Source organism: Pseudoduganella sp. GW821-FHT11H04 (assembly GCF_058807935.1).
In genome coordinates this window covers 109,956-124,611 of record NZ_JBXARE010000003.1, presented here as the reverse complement: position 1 = coordinate 124,611, position 14,656 = coordinate 109,956, and the positions used below count along the sequence as shown (strand labels likewise).

The 14,656-nt window shown below is 60.9% G+C and carries 12 protein-coding genes; 9 read left to right on the top strand and 3 right to left on the bottom strand.

Going from position 1 to position 14,656, the window contains the following annotated elements:
* Nucleotides 1-525 precede the first annotated feature (525 nt).
* A complete protein-coding gene (locus AC1RTP_RS07530; RefSeq protein WP_498606013.1) occupies nucleotides 526-2,535 on the top strand; it encodes a primosomal protein N' in 2,010 nt (669 codons plus the stop codon).
* Here the strand turns inward: AC1RTP_RS07530 and AC1RTP_RS07525 are convergent.
* Nucleotides 2,532-3,428, bottom strand: coding sequence for an ArgP/LysG family DNA-binding transcriptional regulator (locus tag AC1RTP_RS07525; protein ID WP_498606011.1), 897 nt, complete (start codon nucleotides 3,426-3,428; stop codon nucleotides 2,532-2,534). The genes AC1RTP_RS07530 and AC1RTP_RS07525 overlap by 4 nt on opposite strands.
* Nucleotides 3,429-3,493: 65 nt before the next feature.
* Here AC1RTP_RS07525 and AC1RTP_RS07520 point away from each other — a divergent pair, with 65 nt between their 5' ends.
* The gene (locus tag AC1RTP_RS07520) at nucleotides 3,494-4,945 is read left to right on the top strand and encodes a dihydrolipoyl dehydrogenase (RefSeq protein ID WP_498606009.1); all 1,452 of its coding nucleotides are present in this window, start codon (nucleotides 3,494-3,496) and stop codon (nucleotides 4,943-4,945) included.
* A gap of 6 nt (nucleotides 4,946-4,951) precedes the next feature.
* On the opposite strand, the gene AC1RTP_RS07515 is transcribed toward AC1RTP_RS07520, so the two are convergent.
* Nucleotides 4,952-5,434, bottom strand: coding sequence for an SRPBCC family protein (locus tag AC1RTP_RS07515; RefSeq protein WP_498606006.1), 483 nt, complete (start codon nucleotides 5,432-5,434; stop codon nucleotides 4,952-4,954).
* A gap of 58 nt (nucleotides 5,435-5,492) precedes the next feature.
* On the opposite strand from AC1RTP_RS07515, the gene AC1RTP_RS07510 reads away from it, so the two are divergent.
* From AC1RTP_RS07510 to AC1RTP_RS07485, 6 genes are all read left to right on the top strand, one after another.
* Complete coding sequence (locus AC1RTP_RS07510) at nucleotides 5,493-7,565, top strand: UvrD-helicase domain-containing protein (RefSeq protein ID WP_498606003.1); 2,073 nt, start codon at nucleotides 5,493-5,495, stop codon at nucleotides 7,563-7,565.
* Nucleotides 7,566-7,608: 43 nt separating this feature from the next.
* On the top strand, nucleotides 7,609-8,061 hold the full coding sequence (locus AC1RTP_RS07505) for a cache domain-containing protein (protein WP_498606001.1): 453 nt from the start codon (nucleotides 7,609-7,611) through the stop codon (nucleotides 8,059-8,061).
* A gap of 75 nt (nucleotides 8,062-8,136) precedes the next feature.
* Nucleotides 8,137-8,622, top strand: a complete 486-nt coding sequence (locus AC1RTP_RS07500; RefSeq protein ID WP_498605999.1) for a CCDC90 family protein — start codon at nucleotides 8,137-8,139, stop codon at nucleotides 8,620-8,622.
* Between the two features lie 44 nt (nucleotides 8,623-8,666).
* Nucleotides 8,667-8,870 carry a SlyX family protein gene (locus AC1RTP_RS07495; protein WP_498605996.1) on the top strand — a complete coding sequence of 68 codons (204 nt, stop codon included), beginning with the start codon at nucleotides 8,667-8,669 and terminating at the stop codon, nucleotides 8,868-8,870.
* A 103-nt stretch (nucleotides 8,871-8,973) separates the two neighbouring features.
* Entirely contained in the window at nucleotides 8,974-11,088 is a 2,115-nt protein-coding gene (locus AC1RTP_RS07490) for a M3 family metallopeptidase (protein WP_498605994.1), read from the top strand.
* Nucleotides 11,089-11,213: 125 nt separating this feature from the next.
* Nucleotides 11,214-11,486, top strand: coding sequence for a DUF4404 family protein (locus tag AC1RTP_RS07485; RefSeq protein ID WP_498605992.1), 273 nt, complete (start codon nucleotides 11,214-11,216; stop codon nucleotides 11,484-11,486).
* Nucleotides 11,487-11,576: 90 nt separating this feature from the next.
* On the opposite strand, the gene AC1RTP_RS07480 is transcribed toward AC1RTP_RS07485, so the two are convergent.
* Entirely contained in the window at nucleotides 11,577-12,089 is a 513-nt protein-coding gene (locus tag AC1RTP_RS07480; protein ID WP_498605990.1) for a DUF1269 domain-containing protein, read from the bottom strand.
* 243 nt (nucleotides 12,090-12,332) lie between these two features.
* Here AC1RTP_RS07480 and AC1RTP_RS07475 point away from each other — a divergent pair, with 243 nt between their 5' ends.
* Nucleotides 12,333-14,567 (top strand): YgiQ family radical SAM protein, encoded by a 2,235-nt coding sequence (locus AC1RTP_RS07475; RefSeq protein ID WP_498605986.1) that lies wholly within the window; start codon nucleotides 12,333-12,335, stop codon nucleotides 14,565-14,567.
* Nucleotides 14,568-14,656 lie beyond the last annotated feature (89 nt).

Sequence of the window (14,656 nt, the reverse complement as noted above, 5' to 3'; positions counted from 1 at the left end):
AAGGGGCAAACTCGCTTGTTGGCCTATTCTCCACAAAGTTATCCACAAAAACTGTGGAAAAAAGCCAAAAGACCTTAGTAAACCGGCACTTACTGAGAAATTGTAGGAATTGTCTTAGAGTTATGCTGCATTGCATGATTTTTCACTAAGATTTTTGCTGTCGAAATCTCTTGCGGAAACACAAACCTTGCAGCGCTTGCGTGTGTACAATGCCTGGCTTGATGTTGTGGCGCACCAGGCACATTTTCCACCGTTTGGGGCGCAAAAAACGCTTGATTTCGATAAAAATCTGGCCCTTAAATGGTGCACTTATGCACAGAGCGCAGAAAAATATGCACATTCCGGCGCTCCTAGGGCGGATGTTGTAAGCGGTTGAATTTAAACGGGAAAATTTAGGCGTTTTGGCCCGGTTTTCTCGGATTGCAAGCTGGACGTTAGTGCTTGCTCTGAATTTCAGACCCCTTGTTCACAAAGTTATCCCCAGTTTCTGTGGATAGTTAAAAAACCATTGATCTATAGCTCTGGATGGCGCACTGCATTCTCAGAATTGCCTTGGACACGCCGCTTAACGCGGTCTTTGATTACCGCTGGGATTGCGAAAAATCAGAGGAACCGCGTGTAGGACAATTGGCATTAGTGCCATTCGGTCCGCGCGAAGTGGTCGGGCTGATCGTGGATGTCCTCACGGAAACGGATGTTCCGGAGGAAAAGCTGAAATCCGCCCTGGCCGTGCGTAGCCAGCTCGCGCCGCTGTCCAGGCAATGGCTGGCACTGGCCGGTTTTGCCGCCGAGTACTACCAGCGTCCGCTGGGTGAGGTCGCCTTGCCCGGCCTGCCCAAGAACCTGCGCGTAGCCAGCACTGTGGCGCTGGACCGCGCCATCAAGAAGCTGGGCAAGCTGGAAGAACCGCATGATCCCGCGCCGGCCAACGTACCGGTGCTGAACCCGAGCCAGCAGGCGGCGGCCGACGCCATCGCCGGCGCGCAAGGCTTTGCGCCCTTCCTTCTGTATGGCGTGACCGGCAGCGGCAAGACCGAGGTCTACTTGCAGGCCTGCGCCGAGGTGCTGGCGCGCGAGCCGCAGGGCCAGGTGCTGGTGCTGGTGCCCGAGATCAACCTCACGCCGCAGCTGGAAACCAATATCCGCAATCGCTTCCCTGGCGTGATGCTGTCCACCCTGCACAGCCGCCTGTCCGAGGGCGAGCGCATGCTGCACTGGCTGGCCGCGCATGAAGGCAAGGCGCGCATTGTGCTGGGCACGCGCCTGTCCATCCTCGCGTCGATGCCTAAGCTAAAGATGATCGTGATCGACGAGGAGCACGATCCTTCATATAAACAGCAGGAAGGCTTGCGCTATTCCGCGCGCGACCTGGCCGTGTGGCGCTCGCACCAGCTGCAGATCCCTGTGGTACTGGGTTCCGCCACGCCGTCGCTGGAAAGCTGGCACCACGCCCTGAAAGGCCGCTACCGCAAGCTCGAATTGCGCGAACGCGCGGTGCAGCAGGCGGTGCTGCCTTCCGTGAAGCTGATCGACACTTCGCGAAGGCGCGGGCAGGAAGGCCTGTCCGATCAACTGGTGGAGGCGATCAAGTTGCGCATGGAGCGCGGCGAGCAATCGCTGTTGTTCCTGAACCGGCGCGGGTATTCGCCGGTGATCACCTGCGAATCATGCGGTTGGGTCAGCGAGTGCAAGCGTTGCACGGCCTTGATGGTGCTGCATAAAACCGATTACCGCTTGCGCTGCCATCACTGCAGCCTGGAGATGCGCATTCCGCGCCATTGCCCGACTTGCGGGAATATCGACTTGCAGCCGCTGGGGCGCGGCACGCAGCGCATCGAAGAGAGCTTGCAGGAGCTGTTCCCGCAGGCGCGGGTGCTGCGCATCGATGCCGACAGCACCCGCCGCAAGGGCAGCGCGCAGGAGGCGTTCGACAGCGTGCACCGGCAGGAGGTGGATATCCTGGTCGGCACGCAAATGGTCGCCAAGGGTCACGACTTCAAGAACCTCACGCTGGTGGGTATCATGAATCCGGACAGCTCGCTGTTCTCGCAGGATTACCGGGCCAGCGAGCGCTTGTTCGCGCAGCTGATGCAGGTGGCGGGACGTGCGGGGCGCCAGGGCGGCAGTGAGAGCGAGGTGCTGGTGCAGACCAGCTACCCTGAGCACCCCTTGTTCTCGGCGCTGGTAGCGCATGATTACGATTACTTTGCAAACTCGCTGCTTGGTGAGCGGGAGGTGGCTGGCTTGCCGCCTTATCTGTACCAGGCGATTTTGCGGGCGGAGGCGCGCGAACTGGAGCTGGCGCTGGAGTTCCTGCGCAGTGCGCGCGGCCTGGTGCAGCACGAAGGCATCACGATCAACGACCCGATCCCCATGAGTATGGCTCGCGTGCACAATATGGAGCGGGCGCAGTTGCTGGTGGAAGCGGCGTCGCGGCCGGCCTTGCAGGCTTTCTTGAAGGAGTGGATGCTGGCGCTGCGGGAGCAAAAGACGCGCATCAAATGGTCGCTTGAAGTCGACCCTGTCGATATCTAAGGTTGCACCAGGTAGCGCCGGGCGGTAGCGACAATCTGCTCATTCAGCGCATGCGTAAACGGCGTATCCAGCTCCCACGCATGCCAATCCAGCTCCACATCGATATACCGCCCCGGCAGCAAATCGACCAGGGACCCTTGCGACAATCCCTGCGCCGCCTGAAGGTAAGGCATCAAGCCATAAGCCATCCCCCCAAGCACCGTATCATTCAACGCCGTCGACAACGGCAAAGTATGATGCGGGAACGGCCTCACATATCCCGCCTCGCGCGCCAGGAAGCGCGCCATCAAATCCCGGTCGTGCACTACGGCCGGCGCCAGCGCCAGGGCATCGACGCCGAAACCATCCCCAAACCAATGATTTGCGAACGCCAGCGAGGCCACGCACACAAAGCGCATGGCCCCAAGCGTAGTAGCAGAAGACCCCGCAGCAGCAGGCGAAGGCACCTCAGCCCGCGCAGCCACGCAGCCAAACACCGCCCCTTCCCGCATCAGGTGCAGCGCCACCTCGCGCTCCGCGCACTCCACATCCAGCTGGCAGCGCGGCGGCGACAACAAAGGACGCAAGGCGAGCGGGAACCACGTCGCCAGGCTGGCGGCATCGACGGCCATCGCAATTTCAGGCATGCTGGTCTGGTGGCCAAGATCGATGTCAAGCGCAGCCTCCATCAGCTTGACGTTACGGTAATGCGAGATGAGGCGCTGGCCCAGGCCTGTCGCTTCGGCGGGCGAGCCGCGCACGATCAGCAGCCGTCCGACCGCATCCTCGAGCGCCTTGATACGCTGGGAAACGGCCGGCTGGCTGATGCCGAGCGCATTGGCCGCCTTTTCGAAGCTGCCTTGGCTGGCAACGGCATCCAGCACCGCCAGCGCGCGGTAGTCCAGATTATCCATAAGGTATGCTTATAAAAGCTTGAAAAGATAAGTCATACTAATGCATTACCAATGTCGGAGGCAAGATGGAAACCATCCAATGCGATGTGGCGGTGATCGGGGCAGGGACGGCTGGGCTAAGCGCCTACCGCGCTGCGCGCAACGCCGGCAAGCACGCTGTGTTGATTGAGGACGGCCCGCACGGCACCACTTGCGCGCGTGTTGGCTGCATGCCGAGCAAGCTGCTGATCGCCGCGGCCGAAGCGGCGCATGCGGTGCGCGAGGCTCCCGGCTTCGGCATCCGGCCCGGCGAGCTGAAAATCGATGGCAAGGCCGTGATGCAGCGCGTGCGCAGCGAGCGTGACCGCTTTGTCGGCTTCGTGCTGGAGAACGTCGCGGCCATGCCCGCCGAAGACAAGCTGCATGGCCGTGCGCGATTCACCGCGCCGAACCGCCTGCAGATCGGCGCCAACCTGGAGGTGGCCGCGAAGTCTGTCGTCATCGCTACCGGCTCCAGCCCTGACATCCCGTCCGAATGGGCGGCGGCTGGCCCGCGCGTGATTAACAGCGACGCCGTATTTGAGTGGACCGACCTGCCGCGCTCCGTGGCAGTGATCGGCGCCGGCGTGATCGGGCTCGAACTGGGCCAGGCCCTGCACCGCCTCGGCGTCCGCGTCGCCGTCATTGCGCGCAACGACAGTGTCGCCCAGCTGAAGGACCCGCATGTGCTGGCCGCCGCCGCGCAAGCGCTGGGAGAAGAAATGCCAATCCGCTTCCGCACCGAAGTGGCGGCCATCAAGCGCGCCGGCGAAGGACTCGAGCTGCACACGCGCAGCATGATCACCGGCACGACCGAAGAACGCATTGAGAAAGTCGATTACGTACTGGTCACCACGGGCCGCACGCCCAACGTCTCCGGCCTTGGCCTTGATCACACGGGGCTGGCGCTGGACCGGCGCGGCATTCCCAAGTTCGACCGCCACACCATGCAGTGCGGCGACAGCTGCATCTTCATCGCAGGCGATGCCAGCGCCGAAATTCCCGTGCTGCCGGAAGCCGCCGACCAGGGCAAAATCGCCGGAGCCAACGCCGCCAGCTATCCCGAAGTAAAGCCCGGCCTGAGACGCACGCCCTTAGCCATCACCTTCAGCGAACCGCAAATCGCCACCGTAGGCCAGGGCTACAAGGAATTAACGAATGGCCGCGAACACTTCGCAATCGGTGAAGTCAGCTTCGAAGACCAGGGACGCAGCCGCGTCATGCGTCAGAACAAAGGCCTGCTGCGTGTGTATGGGGAGTATGGGAGCGGGCGCTTCCTCGGCGCCGAGATGGTGGGGCCGCGTGCGGAACACATCGGCCACTTGCTGGCATGGTCGCACCAGGCCAAGCTGACGGTGGACCAGATGCTGGACATGCCCTTCTACCACCCGGTGGTGGAAGAGGGCTTGCGCACCGCCTTGCGCGGCTTGGCGCTGGAGCTGCAAAAACCGCCCCCTCCGCCCAAGCCGATGCCGAACGATTGCACGCCCGGCTGCTAGCGACAATCAGTTCAGGGCCGAATCCAGGCGGCCCTGGCTGGCCAGTTCGCGCAGCACTCGAATGGTGTCGATGTCCGACTCCTGGTAAGCGGAGCGGCGGAAATCGTCGTACATGGCGTTGGCGGCATCGGTCGCCGCGTCATGGCCGTCATCGTACTGGAAGCGCACGTACAGGCGTTCCGGCTGCGGCATCTCGATCGTCATCGTCAGGCTGGAAGCGCTGATGTCCTTTTGCGCCGGCACGTTGTAGCGCACGACATACGGTTCATGCAAGACAACATTGTCTTCAATGACAACATCGCCATAACGCAGGCGGCGGCTGAAACCGGCGCCCGTGCGGCTGGAAATTTCCGCTTCGTCCAGGTGGGGAACGAACAGCTTCGGCGACTCGGCGCGCAGCACCAGGCCGCGCCACAACTGCTGGTGCGAAATGGTGTCGCTCAGCGGGTTGAGAAGGTCGTTCACTTCTATCAAATGTTCAAATTTCATAATACTCTTGCCTACTTTTTCGGAAGTTTGATACCACTATATTCTGTACAATGCCGGGATGTCCAATGCACCCCAGTTCGGCCTTAACGGGCCCCAGAGCGAGGCCGTGCTCTATCTCGACGGCCCTGCCCTGGTACTGGCGGGAGCCGGTTCGGGCAAGACGCGCGTCATTACGCAAAAAATTACCCATATGATCGAGGATCGCGGCTATGACCCGCGCACGATCGCCGCGCTCACGTTTACCAACAAGGCTGCGCTCGAGATGCAGGAGCGCGTCGGCAAGATGCTCAAGCAGCCGCGCCAGGCCAAGCAGCTGACCGTCTGTACCTTCCACTCCCTCGGCGTACGCATCCTGCGCCAGGAATGCAACCATCTGGGGCTGAAAGACCGTTTTTCAATCATGGACAGCGACGATTGCTATTCGCTGGTCCAGGACCTGGCCATCACCACGGACAAAAACCTGATCCGCAGCATCCAGAACGACATCTCGCTGTGGAAAAACGGCCTGGTCACGCCGGAAGAAGCGCTGAAGCAGGCCCAGACCGAAGACGAAGCGCAGTCCGCGCGCATCTACGGCAGCTATATCGCGACCCTGGCCGCCTACCAGGCGGTGGACTTCGATGACCTGATCCGCCTGCCGGTGGAATTGTTCCGCAATCACGACGTGGTGCGCGACAAATGGCAGCGCCGCCTGCGCTACCTGATGATTGACGAGTACCAGGACACCAACACCTGCCAGTACGAGCTGGTGAAACTGATGGTGACTGGCCTTGGCAAGAAGCCGATGTTCACCGCCGTGGGCGATGACGACCAGGCGATCTATGGCTGGCGCGGCGCGACCATGGAAAACCTGGCGCTGCTGCAGGTCGACTTCCCAGACCTGCGCCTGATCAAGCTGGAACAGAACTACCGCTCCACCACCCGCATCCTGCAGGCGGCCAATGCGGTGATCCAGAACAATCCGAAACTGTTCGAGAAATCGCTGTGGTCCGAACTGGGTATCGGTGAACCGATCAAGGTGCACTCGATGCCGAATGAGGAGCAGGAAGCGGAGCAGGTCGCGATCATGATTTCAGCCGACCACTTCGAGCGCAAGAACAAGTGGGCCGACTACGCAATCCTGTATCGCGGCAACCACCAGGCGCGTGTGATCGAGCAGGCCTTGCGCACGCAGCGCATCCCGTACACGATTTCCGGCGGCCAGAGTTTCTTCGACAAGGCGGAGATCAAGGACATCATGGCCTACCTGCGCCTGATGGCCAATCCGGACGACGATCCTGCCTTCATCCGTGCTGCCACCACGCCGCGCCGGGGCATCGGCCAGTCCACGCTGGAAGCGCTGGGCTCCTTCTCAGGCAAGTGGCAATGCTCGCTGTTCGAGGCCGTGTTCAAAGGCGGCATCGAAGCAGTACTGAACGACCGCCAACTAAAGCCGTTGCAGGACTTCTGCAACTTCATTCTCGAACTCGAATCGCGCGCCACGCGTCCCGGCCCATCGGGTAGCGGCGACAACGCGGCGCAGGTGCTGGACGACCTGATGGAAGGCATGCACTACGAGCACTACCTGTACGATGCCTTCGAGGAACGCGCGGCGCAGGGCAAGTGGGACAACGTCACGGACTTCGTCAACTGGCTGAAGGATCGCGGCCGCGGCGGCAAGGACCGCGATGGGGAAGAAAAGAACGTCTTAGAGTTGACGCAGATGGTGGCCTTGATGTCCATGCTGGACGGGAAGGACGAAGAGCCCGACGCGATCCGCATGTCGACCCTGCACGCATCGAAAGGCCTGGAGTACCCGCACGTATTCCTGGTCGGTGTGGAAGAAGGCATCCTGCCGCACAAGGGCGATCCGGACGCGCCGGTCGAATTGCTGGCGCAGCGCATCGAAGAAGAACGCCGCCTGATGTACGTGGGGATCACGCGTGCGCAGCGCACCCTGCAGCTCACCTGGTGCAAGAAGCGCAAGCGTGGCGGCGAACATGTGCAGTGCGATATCTCGCGCTTCATCGCCGAGATGGCGCTCGATGTAGGCACCGCGCCGCCGACCGAATCGGAAGTACTGTCGCCGCGCGAACGGCTGGCGCGCATGAAGGAATTGCTGTCGGCTCCGCGCGACATTAATCCCGCCTGATTGGTGCTAGCATGGGTGCTCTTCCTTTTCTCAGGAGGCTCCCATGTTTGCTCGCATTTGCCTGCTCGCCGCCTTGGTGGGCGCTGTACCGGTCGTCGCCGCTTCCGATGTTGTGACCAAGCCTGAAGCCGAGGCGATGGTGAAGAAAGCCCTCTCTTACCTGAAAACCAACGGTCGCGAAAAAACTTTCGCGGAAATCAACAAGAAGGAAGGCCAGTTCACCGACCGTGACCTGTACCTGACGGTCTACGGCACCGACGGCGTCGTCCGCGCCCACGGCGCCAACGCCAAGATGATCGGCAAGAACTTGATTGAATTGAAGGACGTCGACGGCAAGCCCTTCGTCAAAGAACGCGTCGAGATGGCGAAGAAAAAAGTCCCCTTCTGGCAGGACTACAAATTCAACAACCCCGTCACCGGCAAGATCGAGCCCAAAACCATGTACTGCATGCCTGAAGAGGACATCATCCTCTGCGGTGGCGTCTACCTGAAGTAGCCCTGAGCAGCGTCAAGCTGCGGTGTGGTCGCTTGCGGCATTCTGGTTGCATAATGACCAACCGGAGATAGCAACATGAATGCCGTCGATCCCCTCGTTTATGCCAAGCGCCTGACCGCTGCCGGGGTACCAGCCTCGCAGGCGCAGGTACATGCTGAAATCATTCGGGAAGTTCTTGCGTCTATTACAGTGGAACGGCTTGAAGCAAAGGTTGATATCGGGCTGTCTGAGCTGAATACCAAAATTGACCGAACGAAAGCTGAGCTTGAAGCCAAGATCGACGGCTTGAAAGCTGAGCTTGAAGCCAAAATCGACGGTGTGAAAGCTGAACTCGAAGCCAAAATCGACGGCGTGAAAGCTGAACTTGAAGCCAAAATTGACCGTGTGAAAGCTGAGCTTGAAGCCAAGATTGAACGATCGATTTCGGACCTCAGGAAAGAACTGATGGAAGAAATTCAAAAGTCGAAGTGGTCTTGCGTACGTTGGATGTTCGGCATCGCCATTTCGGTCGGTTCGCTGCAAGGAGCGGCTGTCGTGATGGCGATGCGGTGGCTAGCGTGAATGCTCCAGTAAAATGCTGGTTTTACCCCAAGCAGGAGCAGGCTGTGAGCAGTGAAGACCGTTTTATTGACATCGAAATCAAACTGGCGCACCAGGAAGACCTGGTGGAGTCGCTGAACCAGCGCGTCTACGAGCAGCAGAAGCAGATCGACCAGCTGGAAGCGATGCTGGTGGCGCTGGCGGAGCGCGTGCGTAACACTTCCCAGGCCAACCAGGCACCAATCAACGAGCCGCCGCCACACTATTAACCTCCTGCCATCCCTCCGTTGCGATGTAGCGCAGCGCAGCATGACTTCGACCGGCAACGTTGCTATCATCTGCGCCTCGAAACATTACAAAACAGGAGAGAGAATGTTCCGTCCGAAATTGCTGGCGATTGCTGCCAGCCTGGCAGTTGCAGGTGCCGCCAATGCCGCCTTGCCGGCATCCAACCCATTCGCGCAAGAATCCAAGCTGCCGCTGAATTATCCGGCCTTTGACCAGATCAAGAACGCGGATTATGGTCCTGCCTACGAAGAAGGCATGAAGGAACAGGCTGCGGAAATCGCGAAGATAGCCACCAACAAAGCCGCGCCGACTTTCGAGAACACAATCGTGGCCATGGAGCGTTCCGGCCGCCTGCTGGACCGCGTGAGCTCCGTGTTCGGCAACCTGTCCGGCGCCAACACCAACGATGCATTCGACGCGTTGAACCGCGAACTGGCGCCGAAGCTGTCCGCACACAGCGATGCGATCCGCCTCAATGAAAAGCTGTACGCACGCATCAAGACCCTGTACGACAAGCGCGATAAGCTGAAACTCGACGCGGAATCCAAGCGCTTGCTGGAGCGCTATCACACCGACTTTGTACGCGCCGGCGCCAAGCTGTCCGCCGCCGACAAGGAAAAACTGAAGGCCTACAACTCGCAGCTGGCCGCCCTGTCCACCGCCTTCAGCCAGAACGTACTGAAGGAAGCCAATGCCTCCGCCCTGGTGGTCGACACCCGCGAAGAACTGGCCGGCATGTCCGACAAGGCCATCGATGCCGCCGCAGCCGCCGCCAAGGCCAAAGGCATGGACGGCAAATTCTATATCGCCATTGTCAACACCACCGGCCAGGCGCCGCTGGAAGTGCTGACCAACCGCGCAACCCGTGAACGCCTGCTCGCCCTCTCGCTGGCACGCGGTAGCCACGGCGGCGAATTCGACAACCGCGAAGTCGTGCTGAAGATCACCAAGCTGCGCGCCGAACGCGCCGCCCTGCTTGGCTATCCATCGCATGCCGCCTACCAGCTGGAAGACCAGACCGCGCACGACACCGACGCGGTCAACAAGCTGCTGGGCGAGCTGGCGAAACCGGCCGTTAACAACGCGCGCAAGGAATCGGCCGACATTCAGGCGGTGATCGACGCGGAGAAGGGCGGCTTCGCCAATGCCGCGCAAGACTGGGCCTTCTACACCGACAAGGTGCGCCAGGCGCGCTACGCCTTCGACCAGAACCAGCTGAAGCCCTACTTCGAACTGGATAACGTGCTGCAGAACGGCGTGTTCTACGCCGCCACCAAGGTCTACGGCATCACCTTCAAGGAACGCAAGGACCTGCCGGTGTACCAGCAAGACGTGCGCGTGTTCGATGTGTTTGATGCTGACGGCAAGCAGCTGGCGATCTTCCTCGGCGACTTCTACGCTCGCGGCAACAAGCGCGGCGGCGCATGGATGAATGCCTATGTTTCGCAGTCCAAGCTGCTGGGTACCAAGCCTGTGGTGGCGAATCACCTGAACATTCCTAAGCCAGCGGCCGGCGAACCTACCCTGCTGACTTATGACGAAGCGCGCACCCTGTTCCACGAATTCGGCCACGCCCTGCACGGCATGTTCTCGAACGTGAAATACCCGCGCTTCGCCGGCACCCGCGTGCCGCGCGACTTCGTGGAATTTCCATCGCAGGTCAACGAAATGTGGATGACCTGGCCGGAGATCCTGAACAACTACGCCAAGCACTACCAGACCGGGGCGCCAATGCCGAAGGAATTGCTGGACAAGGTACAGGCCTCCGCCAAGTTCAACGAAGGCTTCCGCACCACCGAGTACTTGGCCGCATCGATCCTGGACCAGCGCTGGCACCAACTGCCGGCCGATAAGATCCCGACCGACGTGCTGGGCTTCGAATCGTCGGTGCTGAAAGACGCCGGCGTCGACTTCGCACCGGTGCCGCCGCGCTACCGCACCACCTACTTCTCGCACGTCTTCGCAGGCGGCTACTCGGCCGGCTACTACGGCTACCTGTGGTCGGAGAAGCTGGATGCCGACACCGTTGAATGGTTCACCGAAAACGGCGGCATGTCGCGCAAGAACGGCGACCACTTCCGCAAAGCCCTGCTGTCCAAGGGCGGCACGATGGATGCGATGCAGATGTACCGCGAGTTCCGCGGCCGCGACGCCAAGATCGAACCGCTGCTGGAACGCCGCGGCCTGAAAGCCAACTAATCCCGGGGTCAGGTCCCGATATGCGACATGCGCAGCGTGTTGCGTGTTGGGCCCTGACACCGCTGACTAGCACACGTCAAATGGGTGTATAAAGAGATATAGCCACTTCAACGGGGAAAGGGATTATGGACACCAAGCTGAAGGAGACTCTCCGCCAATTGCATGCCCACCTGGCACACCACGGCCCGGTCGATGAGGAGTTGCAAAGCCTGCTGCGCCAGCTCGATACCGACATCAAGCAAATCCTCGACCAGCCCCCCGAGCCCGAAGGCGGCACCAGCACCTACGGCCTGGCCGAGCGCACGCAGGAAATCACCGCCAAATTTGCCGCCAACCACCCTGCGCTGGAGCCGACCTTGCGCGAGCTGACCCGCATCCTGGGCAATATGGGGATCTAAACCGGCAAAAAGAAAGGCGGGCCGCAGCCCGCCTTCGGTATAGAACCCGGGGTTTTACCGGCTGTCCGGCCGGCCCCCGGGAGGCTAGCCTTATGGGAAGGCCAGCATGGGCGGTTCTTCACCGCCAAAGTTGAAGTCAGGATGACGTTTGGCGATCATTTCCTCGATCTCCCTCATGCGCCGCACTGGCACGTCTACCATCATCAAAACCTGACCTTGTTCAATACGCTCTGAATACTGCTCCAGCTTTTTGTTTGGCACCGCCGCCGCATTCATGCCGCTGGCCCAGCCGCCGAACAGTGCACCGCCGAGCATGACCAGCAAAATGGTCATGGTGCGCAGCGTCAGCCCTTCGGGTGGGAAAGCAACCAGGAAGATGCCGGCACACAGCCCCACAATCCCGCCAATGGCGACCCCCAGCTTGGCGCCGTGGATCAGGTCCGTTCGCAGCAGGAAATTGCAATCTGGCATGTCATCGAGCAGGGTGCCCTCTTTTGCCATGAAGTGGATATGCCGTTCTTCGATGCGTGCCAGCAGCAGTTCGTCCAGTTCTGCGCGGGCGGCTTTTACATTGGGAAGCATGTAGTACAGTCTGCGTCGCATGATTTAGCTCCATGGAAGACGTTGTATACCCGTTATAGCAAAAATGGCACGATGTTCAATGAGTATTTGCCCAAAACACCTTGCTGGAACGTTACAAGTTACTGAAACTTAAAGGTTTTTTGCGTGGCGAAGCGGGCGCTAACCAGTGATTTCCGGTACAATGCCGGGATGAATCCCCCAACAAATCTTTTCGCGACCGTCGCCAAGCGGTCTGCGCGTGCTTCGTCTGCGCCTTTCCTTCCCATGTCCCGCGCCGAAATGGACGCCCTGGGCTGGGACCAGTGCGACGTCATCCTGGTAACCGGCGACGCCTACATCGACCACCCAAGCTTCGGCATGGCCCTGGTCGGCCGCCTGCTGGAAGCGCAAGGCTACCGCGTGGGCATCATCGCCCAGCCGGACTGGCACAACGTGGAATCGTTCCGCGCACTGGGCAAGCCGCGCCTGTACTACGGCATCACCGCCGGCAATATGGACTCCATGGTGAACCGTTACACGGCCGACCGCAAGATCCGCTCCGACGACGCCTACACCCCGAACGCGGAACCGAACAAGCGCCCTGACCGCGCCGTGACCGTGTACGCGCAAAAGGCGCGCGAAGCCTTCCCTGGCACGCCGATCATCGTTGGCTCCATCGAAGCCTCGCTGCGCCGCATCGCCCACTACGACTACTGGTCGGACAAGGTGCGCAAATCGGTGCTGACCGAGTCCAAGGCCGACCTGCTGATCTTCGGTAACGCCGAACGCGCGCTGGTCGACCTGACCCGCCGCCTGGACATGGGCGAAAAGATCAAGGAGATCAAAGACCTGCGCGGCACGGCCTTCCTGGTGCCGCACGGCTGGCTGCCATCGTCCGAATGGTCGGTGCACAACTCGAACCGCGTCGACGTGCCGGGCCGCGTCGACCCGCATCCGGATCCTTACGCCATGGCGAAGGAAGACAAGAAGGAATGCGCCACCGAGAATGCCGCGCCGGAACCAGTGGTCAAGCCGGTCATCATCATGACCCGCGAAGAGCGCCTGGCCGCCGCCAAGGAAAAGCACAACAAGACCGTGGTGCGCCTGCCATCCTACGAGGTGGTGAAGGAAGACCCGGTCATGTACGCCCACGCCTCGCGCGTGTTCCACCTCGAATCCAACCCGGGCAATGCGCGCGCACTGGTGCAGCAGCACGGCGACCGCGACGTGTGGATGAATCCTCCACCGCTGCCGCTGGCCATGGATGAAATGGACGGCGTGTACGATATGGCGTACTCACGCGCGCCGCACCCAAGCTACGGCAACGCCAATATCCCGGCCTGGGAAATGATCCGCTTCTCGGTCAACATCATGCGCGGCTGCTTCGGCGGCTGCACCTTCTGCTCGATTACCGAACACGAAGGCCGCATCATCCAGAGCCGTTCCGAGCCATCCATCCTGCGCGAGATCGAGCATATCCGCGACAAGACCAAGGGCTTCACCGGCATCATTTCCGACCTGGGCGGCCCGACCGCGAACATGTATCGCCTGTCCTGCAAGGAAAAGGAGATCGAAGAGACCTGCCGTCGCCTGTCCTGCGTCTACCCGTCGATCTGCGTCAACCTGGGCACCGACCATAGCAAATTGATCCAGCTGTACCGCAAGGCGCGCGAGATCAAGGGCGTGAAGAAGATCCTGATCCAGTCCGGCCTGCGCTACGACCTGGCCGTGCGTTCGCCGGAATACGTGAAAGAGCTGGTAACCCACCACGTGGGCGGCCTGCTGAAGATCGCGCCTGAGCACACCGAAACCAATGTGCTGAGCAAGATGATGAAACCGGGCATCGGCGCCTACGACGAATTCAAGGCGATGTTCGAGAAGTTCTCGCTGGAAGCGGGCAAGAAGCAGTACCTGATCCCTTACTTCATCGCCGCCCACCCGGGCACGTCGGACGAGGACATGCTGAACCTGGCCCTGTGGCTGAAGAAGAACAACTTCCGCCTCGACCAGGTGCAGACCTTCATGCCGACCCCGATGGCGATGGCATCGGCCATGTACCACTCGCGCAAGAACCCGCTGCACAAAGTGACCGAGACTTCGGAAAACGTGGAAACCCCGCGCACGCTGAAACAGCGCCAGGCGCACAAGGCCTTCCTGCGTTACTACGATCCGAAGAACTGGCCGATCCTGCGCGAGACCCTGCGCCGCATGGGCCGTGGCGACCTGATTGGCGATGGCGAACGTCACTTGATCCCGCCATACCGCGTGGGCGAAGAGAACTTCAAGGCCTCTTCCGGCAAGCGCGCCATGCCGATGCTGGCCCCGGGCCAGCAGAAGCGCGGCGCCGGCCTGCCACCGCCGGCCCACGTCGCTCGCGGCGGCAAGCCTAACGCGCTGACCGGTTCGATGACGGCGCGCGCCACGGTGGAAACCAAGGCCCGTCCATCCATCCTGGACACCATCAAGGTGAAACCAAAGGCCGCTCCGGCCAAGACCGGCGGCCGCCCTGGCCGCAAGTAAGTCACCGTCTGTGACTTAGAGTGCTATCACCTGCTGCAAATCCATAGGATTCTGCAGCAGGAATGCCACACTCTGCGCGCCGCGCGCTA